The organism is Lachnospira pectinoschiza, assembly GCF_020564355.1.
Classification (GTDB): domain Bacteria; phylum Bacillota; class Clostridia; order Lachnospirales; family Lachnospiraceae; genus Lachnospira; species Lachnospira intestinalis.
Genome location: NZ_JAJCRR010000001.1, coordinates 188,303 through 206,854, shown reverse-complemented (window position 1 = coordinate 206,854; position 18,552 = coordinate 188,303). Strand labels below are relative to the sequence as shown.

At 41.8% G+C, this 18,552-nt stretch carries 19 protein-coding genes; 1 reads left to right on the top strand and 18 read right to left on the bottom strand.

What is annotated here, in order from left to right; genetic code table 11:
* Nucleotides 1-553: 553 nt before the first annotated feature.
* The 7 genes from LI288_RS01075 to argC all read right to left on the bottom strand — a co-directional run bounded on the left by LI288_RS01075 (nucleotide 554) and on the right by argC (nucleotide 8,440).
* Nucleotides 554-1,771 carry a class I SAM-dependent rRNA methyltransferase gene (locus tag LI288_RS01075; RefSeq protein WP_227089157.1) on the bottom strand — a complete coding sequence of 406 codons (1,218 nt, stop codon included), beginning with the start codon at nucleotides 1,769-1,771 and terminating at the stop codon, nucleotides 554-556.
* A 94-nt stretch (nucleotides 1,772-1,865) separates the two neighbouring features.
* A complete protein-coding gene (locus tag LI288_RS01070; RefSeq protein WP_022431849.1) occupies nucleotides 1,866-2,309 on the bottom strand; it encodes a DMT family transporter in 444 nt (147 codons plus the stop codon).
* 68 nt (nucleotides 2,310-2,377) lie between these two features.
* Nucleotides 2,378-3,595: a sugar ABC transporter substrate-binding protein gene (locus LI288_RS01065; RefSeq protein WP_227089156.1), complete on the bottom strand. Its 1,218-nt coding sequence runs from the start codon at nucleotides 3,593-3,595 to the stop codon at nucleotides 2,378-2,380.
* Between the two features lie 122 nt (nucleotides 3,596-3,717).
* Nucleotides 3,718-4,911, bottom strand: coding sequence for an aspartate aminotransferase family protein (locus LI288_RS01060; RefSeq protein ID WP_022431851.1), 1,194 nt, complete (start codon nucleotides 4,909-4,911; stop codon nucleotides 3,718-3,720).
* A gap of 20 nt (nucleotides 4,912-4,931) precedes the next feature.
* The gene (argB, locus tag LI288_RS01055; protein ID WP_022431852.1) at nucleotides 4,932-5,828 is read right to left on the bottom strand and encodes an acetylglutamate kinase; all 897 of its coding nucleotides are present in this window, start codon (nucleotides 5,826-5,828) and stop codon (nucleotides 4,932-4,934) included.
* A gap of 95 nt (nucleotides 5,829-5,923) precedes the next feature.
* Nucleotides 5,924-7,147 carry a bifunctional ornithine acetyltransferase/N-acetylglutamate synthase gene (argJ, locus tag LI288_RS01050; RefSeq protein ID WP_227089155.1) on the bottom strand — a complete coding sequence of 408 codons (1,224 nt, stop codon included), beginning with the start codon at nucleotides 7,145-7,147 and terminating at the stop codon, nucleotides 5,924-5,926.
* 246 nt (nucleotides 7,148-7,393) lie between these two features.
* Nucleotides 7,394-8,440, bottom strand: a complete 1,047-nt coding sequence (gene argC, locus LI288_RS01045) for an N-acetyl-gamma-glutamyl-phosphate reductase (RefSeq protein ID WP_022431854.1) — start codon at nucleotides 8,438-8,440, stop codon at nucleotides 7,394-7,396.
* 226 nt (nucleotides 8,441-8,666) lie between these two features.
* Here argC and LI288_RS01040 point away from each other — a divergent pair, with 226 nt between their 5' ends.
* The gene (locus LI288_RS01040) at nucleotides 8,667-9,893 is read left to right on the top strand and encodes an argininosuccinate synthase (protein WP_022431855.1); all 1,227 of its coding nucleotides are present in this window, start codon (nucleotides 8,667-8,669) and stop codon (nucleotides 9,891-9,893) included.
* Nucleotides 9,894-9,960: 67 nt separating this feature from the next.
* Here the strand turns inward: LI288_RS01040 and LI288_RS01035 are convergent, their stop codons facing one another.
* From LI288_RS01035 to accB, 11 genes are all read right to left on the bottom strand, one after another.
* Complete coding sequence (locus tag LI288_RS01035; RefSeq protein WP_227089154.1) at nucleotides 9,961-10,629, bottom strand: ABC-2 transporter permease; 669 nt, start codon at nucleotides 10,627-10,629, stop codon at nucleotides 9,961-9,963.
* Nucleotides 10,623-11,477 (bottom strand): ABC transporter ATP-binding protein, encoded by an 855-nt coding sequence (locus LI288_RS01030; protein ID WP_227089153.1) that lies wholly within the window; start codon nucleotides 11,475-11,477, stop codon nucleotides 10,623-10,625. The genes LI288_RS01035 and LI288_RS01030 overlap by 7 nt, the downstream gene beginning before the upstream one ends.
* A gap of 3 nt (nucleotides 11,478-11,480) precedes the next feature.
* Nucleotides 11,481-11,852: a GntR family transcriptional regulator gene (locus LI288_RS01025; protein WP_227089152.1), complete on the bottom strand. Its 372-nt coding sequence runs from the start codon at nucleotides 11,850-11,852 to the stop codon at nucleotides 11,481-11,483.
* 207 nt (nucleotides 11,853-12,059) lie between these two features.
* Complete coding sequence (locus LI288_RS01020) at nucleotides 12,060-12,392, bottom strand: type II toxin-antitoxin system RelE/ParE family toxin (protein WP_022431859.1); 333 nt, start codon at nucleotides 12,390-12,392, stop codon at nucleotides 12,060-12,062.
* A 3-nt stretch (nucleotides 12,393-12,395) separates the two neighbouring features.
* The gene (locus LI288_RS01015) at nucleotides 12,396-12,695 is read right to left on the bottom strand and encodes a type II toxin-antitoxin system RelB/DinJ family antitoxin (RefSeq protein ID WP_022431860.1); all 300 of its coding nucleotides are present in this window, start codon (nucleotides 12,693-12,695) and stop codon (nucleotides 12,396-12,398) included.
* A 207-nt stretch (nucleotides 12,696-12,902) separates the two neighbouring features.
* Entirely contained in the window at nucleotides 12,903-13,784 is an 882-nt protein-coding gene (locus tag LI288_RS01010) for an AAA family ATPase (RefSeq protein ID WP_227089151.1), read from the bottom strand.
* Between the two features lie 21 nt (nucleotides 13,785-13,805).
* Nucleotides 13,806-13,934, bottom strand: a complete 129-nt coding sequence (locus tag LI288_RS01005) for an AAA family ATPase (protein WP_022431862.1) — start codon at nucleotides 13,932-13,934, stop codon at nucleotides 13,806-13,808.
* A 273-nt stretch (nucleotides 13,935-14,207) separates the two neighbouring features.
* The gene (locus LI288_RS01000; RefSeq protein ID WP_227089150.1) at nucleotides 14,208-15,947 is read right to left on the bottom strand and encodes an acetyl-CoA carboxylase carboxyltransferase subunit alpha; all 1,740 of its coding nucleotides are present in this window, start codon (nucleotides 15,945-15,947) and stop codon (nucleotides 14,208-14,210) included.
* Nucleotides 15,948-15,985: 38 nt separating this feature from the next.
* A complete protein-coding gene (locus LI288_RS00995; protein ID WP_227089149.1) occupies nucleotides 15,986-17,335 on the bottom strand; it encodes an acetyl-CoA carboxylase biotin carboxylase subunit in 1,350 nt (449 codons plus the stop codon).
* 34 nt (nucleotides 17,336-17,369) lie between these two features.
* Nucleotides 17,370-17,792, bottom strand: coding sequence for a 3-hydroxyacyl-ACP dehydratase FabZ (fabZ, locus tag LI288_RS00990; protein ID WP_022431865.1), 423 nt, complete (start codon nucleotides 17,790-17,792; stop codon nucleotides 17,370-17,372).
* Nucleotides 17,793-17,981: 189 nt separating this feature from the next.
* Nucleotides 17,982-18,539 (bottom strand): acetyl-CoA carboxylase biotin carboxyl carrier protein, encoded by a 558-nt coding sequence (gene accB, locus LI288_RS00985; protein WP_227089148.1) that lies wholly within the window; start codon nucleotides 18,537-18,539, stop codon nucleotides 17,982-17,984.
* Between the last annotated feature and the right edge of the window lie 13 nt (nucleotides 18,540-18,552).

Here is an 18,552-nt window from a genome sequence, read left to right as displayed (position 1 = left end):
AGATGTCTGTTTTTACTTCGCCTAATTTCATCTGAAAACATGACATGTTATAAATTATGAACCGTTTTACACTTTTCCTTGCGTCAGCTCATAAGATATGTTATATTATGCGTAGAAAGAGGGAAAGCTAGAGAAGCGGCTTACCCGAATGAATTAAATAACTGTTTTATCAACAGCCGTCATTATTCGCAGTAATGGCGGCTATTTTCGTTTTCCCTTGAAAATCGTGTAGCACAATCCAACAAGGGTGCAAATGAATATTCCAATCTGAATTAAGTCAGAGTATGTAACATACATTGGCAACGCCCTCCTTTCTTTCGTCTGGAGGGTTAGCCCCTCCGAAAAAGAGGGTAAGCCGCCTGGCTCTCTAGTTTCCCATGTGCGAAGTATATCATAACTTATTAAATCAGACAACGATAAATCGACAAAATCCCCTTAGATTACTCTAAGAGGATTTGCTTATTTCGAGATATTTTTCTATAAAAGTGTGTCAGTCTTTTATTTCATGTCAGAGAATTGTTCCGGAACCCCTATAAAATAAGCATTCTTAGGATTATTTCTCATCCACCACCTGGAAAATATAAAACTTCAGATACAGCGACTCCTCATCTCTCGACCATAAAATCGGATGGTCCGGGGACTGGGTTTTATATTCAATCTGGCGCAGGCGCTTATGCACATTGGCGGCAGCTTCGCCAATCGTCTTTGCAAACAGCTCCGGATTCATAAAATGCGAGCAGGAGCATGTTGCAAGATAGCCGCCGTTTTTAACAAGCTTCATTGCACGCAGATTAATTTCTCTATATCCTTTTACTGCATTTTTAATAGAATTACGCGACTTCGTGAATGCCGGCGGGTCTAAGATGACCACATCAAACAATTCGCCCTCTTTTTCCAATCTTGGAAGCAGTTCAAATACATCTTCACAGATAAAGGATACGCGGTCTGACAGTCCGTTTAATGCGGCATTTTCCGTTGCCTGTGCAACGCCGAGTTCCGATGCGTCCACACCCAGCACGCTCTTTGCGCCCGCCATGCCCGCATTTAATGCAAATGAACCGGTATGCGTAAAGCAGTCTAACACCTTTGCATCCTTACACATCGGACGGATTGCGGCACGGTTGTATTTCTGGTCTAAGAAAAATCCTGTCTTCTGACCGTCTTTTACATCGACCATATATTTCACGCCGTTTTCCACGATAGATACCTTGGTGTCAAATTCTTCTCCGATAAAGCCCTTGAAACGCTCCATGCCCTCCTGCAGACGCACCTTGGCATCGCTTCTTTCATAAACACCGCGGATTGGCATGCCTTCTTCTTTTAAAACCTGCTTTAACAGTTCTACAATCAGCGGCTTAAAACGGTCAATTCCGAGTGCCAGCGATTCGACAACCAGCACATCAGAAAATTTATCAATCACAATGCCCGGCAGGAAATCCGCTTCACCGAATATCAGACGGCAGGAAGACATATCCACCGTATGTTTTCTATAATCCACACAGGCGCGCACGCGCTGTTCAATAAATGCCCTGTCAATCTCCCTCGTTCTGCGGCTCATCATTCTGACCGTAATTTTAGAGCGGCGGTTGATATATCCGATACCCATAAAATAGCCGTCAAAATCATGTACTTCTACGAGTCCGCCGTCAACGATTTCTCCCATGGTGCTTGCAATTTCATTGTCGTAAACCCACATTCCTCCGGCTTTTAACGTTCTTCCCTCGCCTTTTTTCAAATTTACAATTCCGTGTATTTTAAATAAATCTTCCACAAAGTACCTCCGTGCTTTCTCTCCTAATTTCTAAAAACCTGCGCCTATTATACCATTCCCGCACACAGATTTCCACTTGTTGTTTTTTACGGGGCTATTCCTGATTCCCACAGACATTAAACAGCACCACACCGCCGATTGCCAGTGCCAGCCCTAAAAGCTTTAACCACGAAAAATCTGCCCGCTTACTGCCAAACATGCCGAATAATTCAATGATATATGCCACGGCAATCTGCGAAATGACAATCGTAATCTCCGCCTTTGCCGTTCCGAGGCTTCCCATTGCCCGCACAACCGTATACGTAATAAATGCACCGATAACACCGCCAAGCAGTGCGTATTTCGGCTGTACCTGAAACAGCCCGCTAACCGGCGGACGTCCGTCATAAAACCACATCAGCACGCATGTTGCAAATGCCGTAATCTGCACAAAAGATGCCGCCACCCAGATACTGCTGCTCTTTGTCGCCGTTGTATTAAATACCCCCTGGACACTCATAAGCGCCCCCGAAATAATTGCAATCAAAAAACCTGCCATTTCTTCCTCCATATTGATAAAATTTCTCTATCTAATATGAGTAAATGACAGGTTTTCTATTCATCTTTTTAACGGCTGACTGCCTTTATAAAAGCATCTACCGACTCATTTAAATCTTCGCCTTTCCAGATATTGTGCAGTAAAATGGAATATCTGACATAAAATTCATCTGCCCCGATATACTTTGCATAGCTGTCAGACTTCGCATATACTTCATACAACGGCTGGTACAGCACCTTTTTATTCTTGTCCGCCACATCGGTTCTCGCACTGATGTAGCCGGTATCCTTTTCAAGCAAATCCGCATAATCGTAACTGATTGCCTGCGCTACTGCCTTGGCAGTGTCCGTGTTTTCCGAATACGGATTGACCATGGCAAGTGTCGTATCCGAAAGGCTCTGCGTACCAAATCCCGTCTTTGCCCCCGGCACGGCACAGATGCCGTAATCCACACTGGAAGCATTTAAGTCCGCTAACTGCGTGGAATCCAGTATTGTATAAATAAGCTGATTGTTCATAAACATCTGCTTATATTCTTCCTGTGTTTTATCTACAATTCCAAAAGTATTCTGAAGCGCCGCATACTCTGTCATCGCCGCCTTTAACGCTTCTGTCTGGACATCGCTTTCAGCGTCCTCGCCCTGCGCGCCGCCGTTATCCACATAACTTCCGCCAAATGCGTAATTTGTCCACAAATCCTGTGAATCCCAGCCCACAATCATGTTGACATCTTTATTTTCATCTGTGACCTGATATGAATTTAAAAATGCTTCAATCTGCTCAAAATTTTCCGGCGCTGTGGCATATTTTTTATTATACACCATGACTGCCGTATGAAATGTGACCGGATAGCCGTAAAGTTTTCCTTCATAGCACGCCGCATTAACTGCCGTCACCGGAAAATGCTTCTGTGAATAGTACTGTGTATACGCATCATTTTCCGCCGTCAGCCCCATTAAATATGCGCGTTGCATATCCGATGCTTCCATAAGATATACATCTGCCACATTATTCTGCGCAATGCTGCCGTTATAAACGGCATCCAGCAGGTTATTTTCCTCTACTTTCACCGGATTGACCGTAATAAATTCATTTGCCTTATGAAACTGCTGTGCGATATAGTCCAGATACGATGTATATGCATCGTCCTGATACCAGATATTAATCGAAACGGCTGTATCTATATTCAGCTTTTTTGCATGTTCACTGCGTCCGCCGCATGCCGTAAACGAAACGGCAACAACTGCTGTGAGCAAAACTGCTGTTACTCTTTTTAAAATCTTCATACCAATTAATTTACCTTTCCATGATTTCACGGGGTTTATAAGCAAATATTAAGACCTGCACCGCGGGTACAAGTCTTAATATAACGATTAATTATAGCATGTATTTTCTCTTTTAAAAAGTCTTATCTGCAAGAATCCAAAGATTTTTTCAGTCTGACAATCATCTCGTCCACATCTGCCTTTGTAATAACAAGCGGTGGTACAAAACGAATGACATTTGTTCCGGCTGAGAATAAAATCAGTCCGTTATCGAGTGCATTTGCAATCACGTCTTTTGGATTGACACTAAGCTGTAAGCCCTGAATCAGACCCATTCCCCTGCGCTCTGTCGCAATATCGTATTCAGCCACAATTTTATCCAGCTCGGAAGCTAAATATGCGCCGACTTCTTTTACATTGTCTAACACCTTTAAGCTGTCAAACAGTTCAAATACCTTGACTGCCGCCGCACAAGCCAGCGGATTTCCGCCGTAGGTAGTGCCGTGATCACCTGGAACCAGGGCTTTTGCTACTTCATCCTTTGCCGCAAATGCTCCGACCGGCACACCACAGCCTAAAGCCTTGGCAACCGTTACAATATCCGGCTTCACACCGTACTGCTGATAAGCAAACATCGAACCGGTTCTGCCCATGCCGCACTGAATTTCATCTAAAATTAAAAGGATACCCTTTTCGTCACAAAGCTTTCTGACACCTTCGATAAATTCCTTCTTTGCCGGATAAACGCCGCCCTCTCCCTGAACGGTTTCAAAAATAATCGCGCAGGTCTTTTCATTTACAAGTTCCTTTACGCTTTCCAGATTGTTGTATTGTGCAAAACGGATTCCCGGAATCATCGGTCCAAAGGCTTCCTGATAGTGCTTGTTGCCTGTTACGGCAAGCGCACCCATGCTTCTGCCGTGGAAAGAATGTTCCATTGCAATAATTTCATGGTCGGTTGAGCCATCCTTTAAATACGCATATTTCTTTGCAAGCTTAATCGCACCTTCAACAGCTTCCGTACCGCTGTTGGTAAAAAATACTCTGTCCATTCCGGTCGCTTTGGTCAGCATTTTTGCTGCCTTTGCCGCCGGTTCGTTGTAAAAGTAGTTCGATGTATGTACCAGCTTGTCAATCTGTGCCTTTAAGGCATCATTATATTCTTTATTGTTATATCCTAATGCAAATACGGCAATACCGGCACCGAAATCCAGATATTCCTTGCCGTCTGTGTCGTATAAATGCACACCGTCCCCTTTATCCAGTACAATCTGGTAACGGTTGTAGGTATGAATCAAATGCTCCTCGGCTGTTTCAATAATTGTCTTTGTATCCATTTTTTCCTCCGAAATTTTCGTTAAATGTTTGTATCATAAAAACGTTCTGCTTCGTTGCTTAAAATCGCTGTACCGATACCTTTGTTTGTAAAGATTTCAAGTAACAGACAGTGCGGAATTCTGCCGTCTAAGATATGGACACGGGATACGCCGTGTTCAATCGCATCAATGCAGTTGTTCAGCTTCGGAAGCATTCCGCCGCCGATTGTACCGCCCGCAAGCAGTTCTCTGGCTTCATCTGTTGAAAGCTCTGAAATCAGGGAAGACTTGTCGTTGTAATCTCTGTAAACGCCCTCAATATCCGTAAGGAATGCCAGCTTTTCTGCGTTAACTGCTCTTGCAATGGCACATGCCGCATCATCGGCATTAATATTGTAAGCATGGAAATTATCATCATATCCAATCGGGCAGATAACCGGAAGGAAATCGTCCTTTAACAGTGTATGAAGCAGTGTTGTATCCACTTCCTTGACTTCACCTACATAGCCGATGTCTTCGCCGCCGGAAAGCTTTTTATCCACCTTTAACATGCCACCGTCTTTACCACTGATACCGCATGCCTTGACGCCGAGTTCTTCAATCATGGATACAAGGCTTTTATTGACCTTATTTAAAACCATTTCGGCGATTTCCATTGTCGGCTCATCGGTTACGCGCAGTCCGTTTAAGAAATGCGGTTCCATGCCGGATTTTTCAACCCATTTGCTGATTTCCTTGCCACCGCCGTGTACGATAATCGGCTTAAAGCCTACCAGCTTTAACAGTACAACGTCCTGAATGACTTTTCTCTTTAATTCTTCGTCAACCATTGCACTGCCGCCGTATTTGACAACGATAATCTTTCTGTTAAATTTCTGGATATATGGAAGCGCTTCCACCAGAACCTGCGCTTTTTTCAATTCTTCATTCATTTCCATGTCTGTTCTCTCCATTTTTAATATACACTTTTAACAGTATTTTTACCTGCCGCCGCAAAATATTTCCGTTGCCGTATCTTTAATACGAAACTTCATTATGAGCGGTAATCCGCGTTAATTTTTACATAGTCAAATGTCAAATCACAGCCCCATGCGGTTGCTTCTTCATTTCCCATTTTTACATCTGCAATAGCAATAACCGGATTCTTTGATAAGATTTCTGTTGCTTTTTCTTCACTGTAATCGGTTGCTTTTCCGTTTTCCACAATTTTTAACTTTCCGGCTTCACTTTCAAAGTAAATATCTACTTTTTCCGGTTCTAAGTCCGCACCGGAATAGCCCATTGCACAGAGGATTCTGCCCCAGTTCGCATCGTGACCGAAAATTGCCGCTTTTGTAAGACTTGAAGTCACAATCGACTTTGCAAGCACCTTTGCCTGTTCTTTTGTTGACGCATTTTTTACCTGCACTTCAAACAGACAGGTACAGCCCTCACCGTCACCTGCAATCTTTTTAGAAAGCTCACGCAGTACATAAAACAGTGCATCATAAAATGTCTGATAATCCTTGCTGTCTTCGGTAATAATATCATTTTCCGCCATGCCGTTTGCAAGCACCAGAACGGTATCATTTGTTGAAGTATCGCCGTCCACGGAAATCATATTAAAAGTATCGCTGACAATCGCTTTTGTCATTTTCTGCAAAGCATCTTTTTTAATGCACGCATCGGTTGTCACAAAACACAGCATGGTTGCCATGTTCGGATGAATCATGCCGGCTCCCTTACACATACCGCCGACTGTAACCGTCTTTCCGCCAACCTCAATCTGTACAGCAACCTGCTTATCCACGGTATCTGTCGTCATAATGGCTTCTGCCGCCAATGTGCCATGCTCTAATGAACTGCCAAGCTTCTTTGGAAGTTCTTTAATTCCTGCACAGATTTTATCCATTGGAAGCTGTGCGCCGATAACACCGGTAGAGGCAACCAATACTGCACTTTCCGGAACCTGTAATGCTTCGGATACAGCCTTTGCTTCTGCCGCACACGCGTCATCGCCCTCTTTTCCGGTACAGGCATTAGCAACACCGCTGTTGACAACAACTGCCTGTGCAAATGGTGAATTTGCCACAATGTCCTTATCCCACTTTACCGGCGCTGCAAAAACCTTATTTGTTGTAAATGTTCCTGCTGTTACACATGGCTTTTCACTGTAAACCATCGCCATATCTTTTTTTTCGTTATTTTTTATTCCTGCGTTTAAACCTGCCGCACAAAATCCCTTTGCCGCAGTCACGCCGCCTTTAATGATTTCCATATTACACTCCATTCCGCAGGCATTCTAATGCCGGAGGAATCGCGAACTGAATTAATTCAGTTCTGCGATAAGAGCAGCTTTGTGACGCCTGCGGCACAAAGTGCTATGCGAAAATCTTCAATTTAAGGATTTTCGCATTTCTCCTCATTCTGCAAATATTGTAACCTGATTCCGTTACAGGGAAATAAGCCCAAGTTAAGTAACACGTTGAGGCATTTTCCCTGTAATGGAATCTTGTTCACACTTCTACGGGAACATCGGTGCTGCCATAAGCCCTTCTGTTTCCGGTAATCCAAATAATAAGTTCATGTTCTGTACAGCCTGACCTGCCGCACCCTTTACAAGGTTATCAAGTGCACCCATCATAATCAGACGGTGGGTTCTCGGCTCAATCTTAAATCCGATGTCCACAAAATTACTGCCTTCTACCCAGCGTGTTTCCGGGCAGACGTCCCTTTCCAGCACTCTGACAAATGTTTCTTCCTTATAATATTTATCATAAACTGCTTTTACTTCTTCGTATGTAACGTCCTTTGCCAGATTTGCATATGCCGTTACTAAAATACCGCGGTTCATCGGAACAAGGTGTGGTGTGAAAATGAGTTTCAAATCATTTCTACCGCAGGCATAACCTAACTGTTCTTCAATCTCCGGTGTATGTCTGTGTGTGCCGACACCGTATGCTTTCATGCTTTCATTGACTTCGCAGAAAAGATTGGCAACCTTTGCGCCGCGTCCTGCGCCTGAAGTACCGCTCTTTGCATCAATAATAATGGTATCCGGGTCAATCAGCCCTTCTTTTACCATTGGATATAAGGTAAGAATCGAGGTTGTTGTATAGCAGCCGGGATTTGCTACAATTCTTGTTTTTTCGGTAATCTGGTTTCTGTTGATTTCGCATAAGCCGTAAACCGCTTCATCAATGTACTGCGGTGCTTTATGCTCCAGCTTATACCACTGTTCATAAATACTCACATCTTTTAAACGGAAATCCGCACTCAGATCAACAATCTTTGTATTGGATAAAATTTCTTCATTTACTAAAGAAGCACATAAGCCCTGCGGTGTCGCTGTGAAAATGACATCAACCTGCTTTGCAAGTTCGTCCATGTTATCATCCATGCAGACCGCATCAACAAGCTGAAACATATTTCTGTATACATCTGCATATTTCTGGTCAATATAGCTTCTTGAACCATACCACACAATTTCTGCATCCTTATGTCCCAGTAACAGTCTTACCAGCTCATTTCCGGCATATCCTGTTGCACCAATAATTCCTACCTTAATCATATCTTTTACCTCGCTGTAAAATATTCGTTATGTTTCATTATAGCAATTTTTTTTGTCCTGTAAAGTGTTAATTTGAATTTTTTTATAAATATACATGATTTTTGTATATTTTTGCATATTATTCATTTTTACCTATTGCATTTTTACCTTATGTGGTTTATCATAAGACACAAGTTCGTTGCCAATTGCAACCATACAAATTCAATCAATTCGGAGGATATCAATTATGAAAGAAAAAGTAATTCTTGCCTACTCAGGCGGACTTGATACCACAGCTATTATCCCGTGGTTAAAGGAGAATTTTGACTATGAAGTAATCTGTGTATGCGCAGACTGCGGACAGGGCGAGGAGTTAGACGGTTTACAGGAAAGAGCGCTCTCATGCGGTGCTTCTAAATTATATATTGAAGATTTAACAGATGAATTCTGTGACGATTACATCGTACCTTGTGTACAGGCTCACGCCGTATATGAAAATAAGTATCTTTTAGGTACTTCCATGGCAAGACCTGTTATCGCAAAAAGACTGGTTGAAATTGCAAGAAAAGAAGGCGCTACAGCAATCTGCCACGGTGCTACCGGTAAAGGTAATGACCAGATTCGTTTTGAACTGGCAATCAAGGCTTTAGCTCCGGACATCAACATCATTGCTCCTTGGAGAAATGAAAAATGGACACTGGATTCAAGAGAAGCAGAAATCGAATACTGCAAACAGCACGGTATCCATCTTCCATTCTCTGCAGATACCAGCTACAGCCGTGACCGTAACTTATGGCACATCAGCCATGAAGGCCTTGAGCTGGAAGACCCTGCAAATGAACCGAACTACAAGCATCTGCTTGTTTTAGGAAACTCTCCGGAAGAAGCTCCTGAAGAAGGTGAATATGTAACTATGACATTTGAACATGGTGTACCAAAGTCTGTAAACGGTAAGGAAATGAAGGTTTCTGATATCATCCGCGAATTAAACAGATTAGGCGGCAAGCATGGTATCGGTATCGTTGATATCGTTGAAAACCGCGTTGTCGGCATGAAGTCCCGTGGTGTTTATGAAACTCCTGGCGGAACCATTCTTTACGAAGCACATCAGCAGTTAGAGGAACTGATTCTTGACCGTGATACAACAACAGTTAAAATGAATATGGCAAATAAGTTTGCCCAGATTATTTACGAAGGAAAATGGTTTACACCGCTTCGTGAAGCTGTTCAGGCATTTATTGAAAAGACACAGGAAAATGTAACAGGCGAAGTTAAGTTTAAGCTGTACAAAGGCAACATCATCAAAGCCGGTACAACTTCTCCATATTCACTCTACAACGAATCTATCGCTTCCTTTAAGACCGGTGACCTTTATGACCACCATGATGCAGACGGTTTTATTAATCTGTTTGGTCTTTCATTAAAGGTTCGTGCAATGAAGGAACAGGAATTAAGCAAGAAGAATAATAAGTAATTTATATAACATAAAAAAAGGGACAGCCGGTAAAACATTTAAACCGGACTGTCCCATTTTTATGCCATCAGTCAATTTCCTTTTTATTTAAAATCCGTACACTGGCAAAGTAAGATACCAGCATAACTGCCAGCGCTGCTACGACTGCCACTATCGTCCATGTACCCTGCGAATACCGCTCTATTTTCTGTCCAATCCACGACAAATCCACATTCCACTTTTCTGTGAAATTTTTAAGAATATACAATCCGCCAAATACTGCGCCATAAGCTCCCAGCAGCATCATTCTGCCCTTTTCTGCGCCAAACCGTAACTGAAACGGCACCATCAAAGAAAATAAAATAAGTGCCAGCGGCATCATAATGAGAATGATAAAAAGCTGCTCTGCCATAAGCTGACTGCCTCTTACAACACTTACAAGATAGACAAGTACCGTTACGATACATACTGCTGCCGCACTTCCTGCCACCGCCAGACCATATTTTTCTAAAACATATTCCTTTCTGCTGACCGGCAGTGTAAATAAGAATACCGTTCCATGGTCTGCTTCATCACAACCGATAGTGCTTGTTGCCGCCATTGTTACAACAAATACCATATATCCTGCCATAAATCCAATCATTTCTGTACCGTCCTGTATATTAAACAGTACAACTGCTGTCACTATACCAACAAGCATAAACAGCTTCTTCTGTGCTTTTAACAGCTTTAAATCTTTAATAAAAAGTCCTAACATTGTTCATCACCTCCGCTAAGCATTGTCACAATCTCATCAATCGCAGCTTTTTCTATGATTATCTGCGGATAGTTTTCTATATAAAACGCATTTTCATTTGTAAGACAGGCATATCCGTAATTTTCTTTCTGCACTTTTAAAATAAAACTTTTATCCAGCTTCTCATACTGTGCTTCATCTACTTTTAAAACAACATATTGGTCAAGCAGGACATCTGTTTCTTCATGAAAAATGATTTTTCCGTCCTTTAACATATAAAAATCATCACACAATGATTCTAAATCACTTGAAATATGAGAACTGATAAGAACAGCACGTTCTTCATCTTCTGCCATATAATCCCGTATTAAATCCAGTACCTCATTTCTTGCAACCACGTCCAGCCCGGCTGTCGGTTCGTCAAGCAGCAACAGTTTTGCCTGATGTGAAATTGCAATCAAAACCTTTAATTTCGCTTTCATGCCTGTTGAAAAATCCTTCAATTTCTTTTTATAAGGCAGACCGAAAATTTCCACCTGTTTCATAAAAAAATTCTTATTAAAATCATCATACAGTTTTTCCAGTACAGAAATAATATCCTGAATCGTCAGATTTCCACTAAACCCGGAATCGGATAATGCAGCCCCCAGTTTTTGTTTATCCTTCGCTGTTATTTCCTGACTGTCTTTTCCTAATACAGTAATTTTCCCGCTATCCGGTCTAATCAGTCCCAGTACTGCATGGAAAATTGTACTTTTGCCTGCTCCGTTTTTCCCCACAAGCCCTGTAATCTGTCCCGGCAGAACTTCCAACGAACAATCAAGGGAAAATGTATTATAATTTTTCACTAGATGGTCAATTTTTAACATCGGCTATCCCTCCAATATTAATTCTAATAAATTCTTTAGTTCTTCATCACTGATGCCGCATCTTCTGGCTTTAAAAACTGCTTTTTCTAAATCCGCTTCAATTTCTTTTTTCTGTTCTTCAAGCAAAAGCTCTGTATTTGCAGCCGTGATGTATGTTCCTTTTCCATGTATTGTAATTGCAAATCCTTCTTCTTCCAGAGCATCATATGCTTTTTTTACCGTCAACGCACTGATTTTAAGTTCTTTTGCCAGCATACGCACAGAAGGAAGATTCTCATCTTCTTTAAGTTCTCCTTTGCGAATCTGTGTCTTCACCACATCTACAATTTGCTCATAAATCGGCACCATAGATGAATGATTGATAATAATATTCAATCTCACTTCCTCCTTTCCGTATAAACAGTGTATAACAGCATATAGCTGTTGTCAAGTGTTATATACTGTTTATTTCTATTTTTCTTTAAAAAAATTCACAATTCCCTATAACGCAAAAAAATCTCCTAAATGCCAGGACACATTTTGCCCTGCCTTTAGGAGATTTATTTTTATATTCAACGTTTTTTCTGACCAGACCCGCTGTCGCTACTCCATATCCATATTGGCAAGCTGCCGGATTTGATCACGCCTGCCATAGATAACCGCTGTCACCTGAACTCTGCTGTTATCATCATCTACCCAATAATAAATCAGGAAATTCTGAACTACCATCTTGCGTATTCCTTCAGTTCTCCAAGGTTCTTCCTCTATCAGCGCATACTTCTTCGGTAAACTTGACAGTTTCAAAATCTCTGCTTTAAACCTATCAAGCAGATTATCCGCTGCAGCCGGTGACATCAGATCATATGAAATATAATGAACAATTTCTTTCATTTGCTCTAACGCCTGTCTTGTTACCCTTACCTCATACTCGTCCATACCTTACATCTCCGCTTTTAATTGCTCGAAAGCCTCATCGACAGATACAGAATCATTTCTTTTTGCCTGCGAAAGTCCCGTCTGCATCATGGTATCAAATTCAGCTTTTGTTATAGAATCTCTTGTAGCAAACTTATCGGGAATATCTAATGAAAATGGTACACCGTCACGCATAATAACCTGTCTGTAAGTCATATCTATAAATACAGATACAGGAATTCCAAGTCTGTCAAGAATAGCTTCTGCCTGCTCTTTTATATTCGGTTGAATACGTGCTGTTACATTTGCTGTTTTTACTGCCATAGTATGCACCTCCTTGTTTTTTATAGTGTACCACCATGTATAGCTTTTTACAACACAAATATATTTCTATTCCAAAAAGCTATTAATAAGGTTAAGGGAAAAGTACCTAAAATTTATAAAAGCTCATTTTCAATATTGGTCAATTAATTTTTATTGTATAGGAATATTTTTCACTTTAAAATATTTCCATAACTTTCTTCAACTTCGCTATAACTCTTTACTCATCCTTGTTACAATTGTTTCAACATTATCAATACAATTCTGTCTATATTCTTCTCTTACCATAACTCTCTTTCCCATTAATCCCAAACGTCCTGATTTCAATTTTCGTAAAGGACAACCTCTTGCAGCCGAAACAACTCCCGTTGTCTGAAAGTCTCTTACATCAATAATTCCCATATCTAATGTTTTAAATGCAAACATATCTGTATACGTCTTCAATAGAGATAAAACATCTTTATCAATTTCCTGTAACACTGTCGCATATGCAGAAGCCGCTCCCATATATTGAGTTAATCTATTCTTTAATATCATATAAACTTTTGGTAATGGCATATCTACTTCTTTTAATTTTTCTGCAAAAGCATATTTACTATATATTTCAGAAGGTAATTTTAATCCATAAACCAACGAAAAAGCATTTTGAATGGCTCTACGTGATGAATCATCAGCCATCACTGGTAACACCATTTTTGTTGAAGTCGCAATTGCTATTTGCGTATACATTGAAAAACTTGGATTTGCGTCTAAAAATACCATATCGTAATCTTTCTCGATTGGCTGTATGAAATCGTTTAACCAATTTATAATTGCAACCCATGTATTAGTTCCTGGTATTTGATTATTCGCTAATGTGGAAATAGCATTTGATTGTAATTCCAACATAGCATCTCCACAAAGCAAATCGATATTATCTTGTATATACTGATTATATTCATGCGGTTTTGTTAAATAATCTCTAGGATTAAACAAAGGCACACTATAAGGAGATGGCAAACGCAATTGAAAATATCCACCAATTGTTGCTCTTTGGATTGTACCTTGCCTCATTAATAAAACTTCACTACCTCCTTGATTTAACCCTCCCAATAAAAGTTCAGATAAATTTGCTTAAGGACAAACATCTATAGCTAATATTTTCTTTTCAGGATTTTGAAAAGCATATTCATTAATTATCTGAAATGTTAATGTAGTTTTGCCAGTTCCGCCTTTATTATTCCAAAATATAACTCTTTCCATTTTCAACCTCCAAATAGCATTTATAAATTTACTCAAATTATAAGTTACGTACTTTTATACTTTTGTCAAGTACTGTTTGTACTTTTATTATGTACTTTTTGTACTTATATCATATTTATTATTATTATAAAATAACCATATATCCATAATAATAGCCAATATGCATCTTAAATTAATTCTCACCTCATATATCTACTTTTGCAATAAAAAAGCTACCCTCCTCAAATCCACTTTAAGGAAGATAGCTAATACCTTTTATAAATTTCTTTCCTGTTACATTCCCCGGAAGCGCTGATACCGCTGTTCTGCCAGTTCTTCACCGCCCATCTGCTGATATTTCACCAGAAATCCTGCAATTTTACGCTTCATATATAAAGTAACACGATTCATATTGTCACTGCTGACAACCGGAAATTCCGGCAGAATCTGTTCGATAATGCCCAGTTCCTTTAAATCCTGTGCCGTCAGTTTCATTACCTGCGCCGCTTTTTCTGCTTTGGATGCGTCCTTCCACAAAATTGATGCAAAGCCCTCCGGTGAGAGAATTGAATACACCGAATTTTCCAGCATCCAGACTTCATTTCCCGCCGCAAGTGCCAGCGCACCGCCGCTTCCGCCTTCTCCAATGACAATCGAAAGCACAGGCACTTTTAAATCTGCCATTTCAAACAGATTCTTTGCAATCGCTTCACCCTGTCCACGTTCTTCCGCACCGATACCGCAGTATGCCCCCGGTGTATCCACAAGGCACAATACCGGACGATGAAACTTTTCTGCCTGTTTCATCAGGCGCAGTGCTTTACGGTATCCTTCCGGGTACGGCATTCCGAAATTACGCACAATATTTTCCTTTGTCGTTGCACCTTTCTGCTGTCCAATCACCGTCACCGGCTGTTTTCCAAAAAACGCGATACCACCTACAACCGCGCCGTCATCACGGTACGCCCTGTCACCATGCAGTTCATAAAAATCTTTGGTGAGATAGCCGATATAGTCAAGCGCCGACGGACGTTTGCTGCTTCTTGCAATCTGCACCTTTTCCCATGCCGACAACTGCTTCTTTTCATTTTTTGCCGCCAACAGTGCTTCTTCTTTTTTAATATCAATTTTTTTTGCATATATGTCATCTAAATACTGCTGATAGCGGCTCATTGTTTCTGCCTGTGGCTTTTTATGCAGCCGCAGCAGTGTCGATAAGGTCTGCTTTAAAAATCTGCGTTCCACGATATTATCAATCAATCCATGTTCCAGTAAAAATTCCGCCCGCTGAAATCCTTCCGGCAGTTCTTCCCCTATGGTCTGTCTGATAACACGCGGTCCTGCAAATCCGACCAGCGCCTGCGGTTCTGCAAGAATAATATCACCCAGCATGGCAAAGCTTGCCGTCACGCCGCCGGTTGTCGGATTGGTAAGCACGGTAATATAAAGTCCGCCTGCCGCATCAAATTTTTTCAGCGCAGCCGCCGTCTTTTCCATTTGCATGAGTGATACAATGCCCTCCTGCATTCTCGCGCCCCCGGAACAGGTAAATATTATCAGCGGAAGCTTTTCTACCGTTGCCCGCTCAATTGCCCTTGTCAGCTTCTCCCCCACGGCATATCCCATGCTTCCCATAAGAAATCGTGTATCGCACACTCCGACTGCCGCTTCCATGCCGTCTATTTTTCCTTTTCCGGTAATCACTGCTTCATTTAAACCGGTGTCTCTCTGTAAATCCCCAAGTTTTTCTTCATATCCTTTAAAATGACAGGGATTGCCGCCGGTAAATTCTTCGTCCCATTCTTCAAATGTCTGTGCATCAAACACCATTTTTATCCGCTCATACGCGCCTATTTTCATATAATGTCCGCATTTCGGGCAGACATAAGCATTCTGCGTAAAATCTTCCGTCAGAATCATTTCATGACAGCTTTCGCATTTTGTATACAATCCGTCCGGGACATTCGGCGCTTCCGCCTGATTCTGATGCCGCACCGGCTGATTTTCCTTTTTAAATAATCCTTTTAAATGCACACTCTATCCCTGCCTTTTATTTTAAAATTAATCCCGTTTTAAGCGGTTTCTTCAAAATTTTTCTCAATAAAATCTGTATGAACCGCACCGCTTTCAAATTCCTTATTTTTTAAAATCTCATACTGAAAGTCCAGATTGGTCGTTACACCTTCAATAATAACTTCCCCTAAAGTACTTCTCATCTTTTTCAATGCTGATTCACGGTCTTTGTCATATACCATTACTTTCATAATCATCGAATCATAATATGGTGGTATTATATAGCCCGGATAAACTGCCGTATCAATCCGCACACCGTTTCCGCCGGGAATATGCAGTTCCTGAATCGTGCCCGGACACGGCGCAAAATTTTTATCCGGATTTTCGGCATTAATACGCACTTCCATCGCATGACCCGTCAGATGAATATCACTCTGGCGCAGTCCGAGTTTCTCTCCCGCAGCAATGCGAATCTGCTCTTTTACAAGATCAATGCCTGTGACAAGCTCTGTCACCCCATGCTCCACCTGAATCCGCGTGTTGATTTCCATAAAATAAAACTGTCTGTGGCTGTCTAAAAGAAATTCCACCGTCCCGGCATTACGGTATCCGACCGCTTTTGCCGCCCGAACCGCCATTGCTCCCATTTGTTCCCGCAAATCCTCGTCCAGCGCTGTACACGGGGATTCTTCAATCATTTTCTGATGTCTGCGTTGTACTGAGCAGTCGCGTTCACCCAAATGAATCGTATTACCCTCATTATCCGCCAGTATCTGAAACTCAATATGTTTTGGATGTTCAATATATTTTTCAATATACATGGAATTGTCGCCAAAACCATTTTCGGCTTCACGCTGTGCATTTTGAAAATTTTTCTCAAATTCTTCGCTGTTTCGCACCACACGCATGCCTTTTCCACCACCGCCAAGTGCCGCTTTTATCATGACCGGATAACCGATTTCATCTGCAAATTTCCTGCCTGCTTCCGCCGTAAAAATGGGTTCTTTCGTACCCGGAATGACTGGAACACCCGCCCGCACCATTGCATTTCTGGCTTCCGATTTATTTCCGGTTTCTTCGATTGTCCTTGCAGACGGACCGATAAATGCAATGTTACATTTTTCACAAAGTGCAGCAAATTTGCTGTTTTCAGATAAAAAACCAAAACCCGGATGAATGGCATCAGCCCCCGATGCAATCGTTGCGCTTAAAATGCGTTCCATATTCAGATAACTGTCCTTTGCTTCTGCCTTTCCGATACAAATGCTTTCATCGGCAAGCTGGGTATGCAGTGCGTCGGCATCCGCCTGTGAATACACGGCAACCGTTTTGATGCCCATTTCACGGCATGCCCGGATAATGCGCACCGCAATCTCCCCTCTGTTTGCAATCAATAACTTCTGAAACATTTCTTCTTTCCTTTCCGCAGACATTTTTACATGTTTAGCCAATCATAAAGGTCAATTCCGCGGTAAGTGCAGTTTCTCCATCTACGCTTGCCGTCACTTTTCCGATTCCGACAGGACCTTTGCTTTTAATAATTTCACATTCCATTTTCAGCTTGTCGCCCGGCACAACCTTTCTTTTAAAACGTGCGTTATTTACTGCGCCAAAGTATGCTGTCTTTCCTTTATTCTTTTCCAGTGACAGAATTGCCACCGCTCCGACCTGTGCGCAGGCTTCTATCTGTAAGACACCGGGCATCACCGGTTCTCCCGGAAAATGTCCCGCAAAATACGGTTCATCGTATGTCACACACTTATATCCGACTGCCCGCTGTCCCGGCTCACACTCCGTCACCGTATCCACCAGCAGAAACGGATGTCTGTGTGGAATAATCTCCATAATTTCCTTTGTTGTAAGCATATTTTTCTCCATTCCACAGATGATTTCTCATCTACTATTCGGGTTGTTTGCTTTCACCCGGAAGCAAACAACCATGTGAAAATACTTTAATTTATGGCATTTTCACATTCCACAGATGATTTCTCAGGGCATCTTTGTGATGTCTGCATCACAAAGTGCCGTGTGAAAATGCTTTGATTTATGGCATTTTCACACTCCTACAATAAACAGCGGCTGTCCAAACTCGACCATTTCACCGTTTTCAACCAGCACTTCTTTGACAATTCCGTCACACTCGCTTTCAATTTCATTCATCAGCTTCATTGCTTCGATAACACCGAGTGTCTGTCCTTTTTTTACGGTATCGCCCACTGTAACAAATGGTTGGTCTTCCGGGGACGGCGCACTGTAGAAAATGCCGACCAGCGGCGAAGCAACAACTGTACCCTCTGCCTGCTTTTCATTTTTTTGCGTATCGGTCTGATATTCACCGCCCGCCGCCGTAAAGCTGTATCCGTCCATGGCTGCCGGATTCCCTGTCGTCATGCTCTGCGTTCTTTCCTCGGAAACACCGGACCGGTTTCCTGCCTGTGATGCCTGCATACAGCCGGACTGTATACCCGGCTCGCCTGTCTGCTGTACCTGATTGAATTCTTTTACGCGTTCTGCGGTAAGCGTAAGCTTCGTTTCTCCTTCTTCCAGTGAAAAACCTGTCAGCGCGCTTTTCGACACGGCATCTATCAGTTTTAAAATCTGCTCTAATTCCATAACTGCCTCATTT

Bases quoted from the DNA above. Each gene is read 5' to 3' on its own strand.
- LI288_RS01070 (WP_022431849.1), bottom strand. From the start codon at position 2,309: ATGGCAGGTTTTTTGATTGCAATTATTTCGGGGGCGCTTATGAGTGTC.
- LI288_RS01065 (WP_227089156.1), bottom strand. From the start codon at position 3,595: ATGAAGATTTTAAAAAGAGTAACAGCAGTTTTGCTCACAGCAGTTGTT.
- LI288_RS01060 (WP_022431851.1), bottom strand. From the start codon at position 4,911: ATGGATACAAAGACAATTATTGAAACAGCCGAGGAGCATTTGATTCAT.
- argB (WP_022431852.1), bottom strand. From the start codon at position 5,828: ATGGAAATGAATGAAGAATTGAAAAAAGCGCAGGTTCTGGTGGAAGCG.
- argJ (WP_227089155.1), bottom strand. From the start codon at position 7,147: ATGGAAATCATTAAAGGCGGCGTGACTGCGGCAAAGGGATTTTGTGCG.
- argC (WP_022431854.1), bottom strand. From the start codon at position 8,440: ATGATTAAGGTAGGAATTATTGGTGCAACAGGATATGCCGGAAATGAG.
- LI288_RS01040 (WP_022431855.1), top strand. From the start codon at position 8,667: ATGAAAGAAAAAGTAATTCTTGCCTACTCAGGCGGACTTGATACCACA.
- LI288_RS01035 (WP_227089154.1), bottom strand. From the start codon at position 10,629: ATGTTAGGACTTTTTATTAAAGATTTAAAGCTGTTAAAAGCACAGAAG.
- LI288_RS01030 (WP_227089153.1), bottom strand. From the start codon at position 11,477: ATGTTAAAAATTGACCATCTAGTGAAAAATTATAATACATTTTCCCTT.
- LI288_RS01020 (WP_022431859.1), bottom strand. From the start codon at position 12,392: ATGGACGAGTATGAGGTAAGGGTAACAAGACAGGCGTTAGAGCAAATG.
- LI288_RS01015 (WP_022431860.1), bottom strand. From the start codon at position 12,695: ATGGCAGTAAAAACAGCAAATGTAACAGCACGTATTCAACCGAATATA.
- LI288_RS01005 (WP_022431862.1), bottom strand. From the start codon at position 13,934: ATGGAAAGAGTTATATTTTGGAATAATAAAGGCGGAACTGGCAAAACT.
- LI288_RS00995 (WP_227089149.1), bottom strand. From the start codon at position 17,335: ATGTTTCAGAAGTTATTGATTGCAAACAGAGGGGAGATTGCGGTGCGC.
- fabZ (WP_022431865.1), bottom strand. From the start codon at position 17,792: ATGCTTACAACAAAGGAAATTATGGAGATTATTCCACACAGACATCCG.
- accB (WP_227089148.1), bottom strand. From the start codon at position 18,539: ATGGAATTAGAGCAGATTTTAAAACTGATAGATGCCGTGTCGAAAAGC.